This is a genomic window from Bartonella sp. AC10YNML (assembly GCF_042196825.1).
GTDB lineage: Bacteria > Pseudomonadota > Alphaproteobacteria > Rhizobiales > Rhizobiaceae > Bartonella.
Genome location: NZ_JBHIRA010000041.1, coordinates 1 through 3,719 on the forward strand (window position 1 = coordinate 1; position 3,719 = coordinate 3,719).

A 3,719-nucleotide genomic window follows, 5' to 3' on the forward strand; every position below is an offset into this window, starting at 1 on the left:
TCAGAACGAGATCTTTGAGCGATATCAAGCAGATTGCCATCATCATCTTTTTCATTTTTGCTGATTTTCAACGTCCATGTTGTATCGTTTTTCAGATCAAAGCGTGTTTGCCCATTTTCGTCATTTCTTACACCGCCTTGTAAGACAGAATGATCTGCGGTTAAAGTAAACATTCCAACAGGCTTTGTCTTCTGCTTTATGTTTTTGAATAACGTATCTGCAAGGATTTTTGAATTTTTGAGATTAATTTTCCCCATTGATTCCTCGGTATATATTCCAATACCATTTTCAACGATCAGATTTGTATTGGTCAAATTAACTTCACCGTTTTGCCAATCTTGTGGAGTACGACTACTTAGGCCCTTTAAATTATTTTGAGACAAATCTGCAAATAACGTATTTTTAGTCAAATCTGGAAAATTGTTAACCAAATCTGAAAAATTTTTAGTCAAATCTGCAAAATTCACCCCAGCAACCCCTGCTGTTGCAGAAGTATTTGCGAGATCAATATGTCCATTGCTCTCTACCGATAGTGCAACTATTGTTGCATCTATTTTGTTTTTAGCGTCATTGACCATCTTAATCGTGCTATTCTTGGATGCGACAAGTCCAAAATCAACTTTTCCAATCGTTGTTTTTCCGTTTAATTCAATGACGCTATTTTCAGTAGCAAATGCACCTGAGCCAGGCAGTTTGAAGATTTCCTCATCGATTTCAATAATTATTTTACGTCCTTTTATCGTTAATTCTTCGCTTGTGATTTTTCCTCCGTTCCGTGCATTAAGACCTGTGGGAATATTCGTAATTGTTGTTTTTCCGTTTAATTCAATGACGCTGTTTGGGCCCTCAGCTAATGCGCCTGTAGCTGAATCTTCGCCATTTTTTGTGAGTACAACATCTTTAACATTAATATATCCACCCAAAATTGCATATAATGAATTATTACTCCCAGTAACAGTTCCTCCTGTCATGAAAATTTTTGATTGCTCACCAATGGCATTCAGCGCATTATACTCAGATGAAATGATTTTCGCACCATTGTTTAAAGTAATGCTACTGCCGTTTTGAGCAATTATTGCTTCTCTTTTTGCCTCAAAAGATCCGCCGGTAATTGTTATTTGAGATTTGTTATCTGCTAAGATGCTGTTTTTTGCTTTCGTGACGGTTACATTATTTAAAGTGACAATACTTCCTTTGTCAGCACTTATTCCTTTATCCATAAGAAAGTCATCATTTCCGCTTGATATTTTCACATCTTTCAGCGTGTTTTCTTTGCTGGTGGTGTTAAGAAATGATGCACCTACTGCTTTGTCTCCTGTGACCTCAATCGATCCTCCGGTCATTTTGATTGTCGCATCATCACTTTCGGCTTTAACACCGATCGAAGCATTTTTAATTGTTGTGTTACCATTTAATTCAATAGTGCTGTGACCTCTTGCAAACGCACCGAATCTTGTTCCTTTACCATCTGCTGTGAGTACAACATCTTTAACATTAATATATCCACCAGCTTTTGTGTATAATACACTATTGCTCCCAGTAACAGCTCCCCCTGTCATAAAAATTTTTGATTGCTCATCAATGGCATTGAGCCCATCACCGTTAAGTGATGTGATTTTTGCCTTATTGTTTAAAGTAATGATACTACCGTTTCGAGCATTGATTGCTGTTTCTTTTGCCTCAAAAGATCCACCGATAACTGTTATTTGAGTTTGGTTATCTGCAAAGATGCTGTTTTTTGCTTTTTTAACAGTTATATTTTTCAAAGTGAGTTTACTTTTTTTTTCAGCTCTTATTGCGTTATAGGGTTCGCTGTTTTCACTTGTTATTGTGACATTTTCCATATTTCCGTTACCAGCATTTAGCTGAATAGCGGTTTTATCAACGTTGATAGAACCTCCTGTCATTTTGAATGTAGCGTTATCCGATATATTAACGCCGTATTCATAGGAAGATTTAGTTCCAAGTGGAGCACCAATGATGGTATTGTCCGATAATTCAATCAAACTATCGGATCCTTTAACGGTGACAACGGTTGTAACAGATGGTGGTGTTGGAGAGGTACTCCCCAGCTTTAAATTCTTGCCGATGATTTTTCCACCCGTTTCTGCCCAAATATTATCGTAGCTTTCTTTAGAGACTTCCATTTTTTTTCCATCAGAAACTTTAAGTTCTTCCGCTTGTGTTTTGTGGTAGGTCCCAAATAATAGAATTGCTGCAATTGCTGTATACGATAAAAGAGACTTTTTAGACATTTATGTTCTCCTCACTTAAATTAAGCTACAAATATTTTTCCTGTTTTCCATATCTCCACTTGTTATAAGAAGAACAAACAATATAAGAAAATAAATAATGGTCTATAAAAAACATTCTTCCTGATCACTATTTTATAATTTACTTATAGTCAAATTAAAAAACATAATAATTAATGTATATATTTACATTTAAGTCATATTATATTTATAGTTTTATTTATTACGTATTAAATATATAATTAAAAATATTAAAAATGATATTTAAGGACAATATTATAAGCAAATGATCGTTGTTTGCTTGTACTTTTTTAAGGGTATCACAGTAATGTCATATATTTTGATGCATTAAGGAGAATAAAGGGGGGACAGCATCGTTGGGAACAGCCGTCAGCAAAAATTAAAAAAGTTTATTTAATTTTAGATCTGAGGTGTTTTATACTGGATGTAATGTGTTTTATAAATATGCTAAAGAGCACTGATTGATGCTTTTATAAATCTTAGTTTCTTCTTGAGTATTTTGATAAAGTGGTTGATGTCTTTGTTTTTTTGGTGTATTTAATTAAGTTATCTGCGTAAAGAAATATTTTGCAGTATGTTTTCTGTGTAAAGAGGAAAATAATAGTAGCTTGTGCTTTTTATCTACTTACGACAGTAAAACTTTACATTTTCTTTTTGCTTTGAGAAAAAGGGGGAGGGGATTTTATGAAGCAAGCGCGATTTATCAATAAACATATATGATTTATCAATAAATACATATAAGGTGTTTTTTCTGAAAGTTTTACTTTCACTTGGAGATGAAGCGCTTTGCGACATTTTTGTTTATGAGAGATAAATGCCATTCAATATCTAAGACAGCGTAAGGGGCAGATTTCTCAAAATCACTGAATTTATTCTCACCCTTAAGCATAACCACCCGCTTTAGTGCATATTTTCATTCTTTTGCGCAAAGACTGCTACACGCATTTCACACTCCCCAATTCCAGCAAATTGGCAAGACCTTCCACAGCTTTCTTTTCAGGATTATAACGAAAGCGCTTTTTTGCCTGTGTACGAGCAGCTACTTCAATCTGGTATGCATCAAAAACAATACCTAGCTTTGTCAATCAATAAATCTTGATGGAGATGATCTTGGGAGGATAAAAAACAAAAGCTATTCGAACGATCTTTTTATGAAAGGGTGTCAAGAATAAAAAAAGGCAGCGTATTGTGCTGCCTTTTTTGATGAAGTGTACAGAAATAACAATATACCTGTTGTTATAAAGTTTTGCCTCAAAACTGATAGCGTATTCCTCCTGAAAAATTTGCACCACTTATACCAGTTTTCTGAAGCTTTTGTTGATAGCTTACATCACCATGAAGGGAGAAATTGTGAGACAGTTGCGCATTAATGCCAACGCCGCCTTCAATTGCAGGTCCCATAGGATCAAGGTCAAAATCTCTGCCAATCCGGATGGTACCATCATC

General features: G+C 34.8%; 2 protein-coding genes and 1 pseudogene. All 3 read right to left on the bottom strand.

Annotation, left to right across the window (positions count from 1 at the left end):
- Positions 1-2,255, bottom strand: a pseudogene (locus ACFINA_RS09345) (autotransporter outer membrane beta-barrel domain-containing protein); the annotation flags it as partial.
- 953 nt (positions 2,256-3,208) lie between these two features.
- On the bottom strand, positions 3,209-3,358 hold the full coding sequence (locus tag ACFINA_RS09350) for a hypothetical protein (protein ID WP_375607570.1): 150 nt from the start codon (positions 3,356-3,358) through the stop codon (positions 3,209-3,211).
- A gap of 166 nt (positions 3,359-3,524) precedes the next feature.
- Positions 3,525-3,719, bottom strand: a 195-nt coding sequence (locus tag ACFINA_RS09355; RefSeq protein WP_375607571.1) for an autotransporter outer membrane beta-barrel domain-containing protein, incomplete at its 5' end; no start/stop codon positions are given.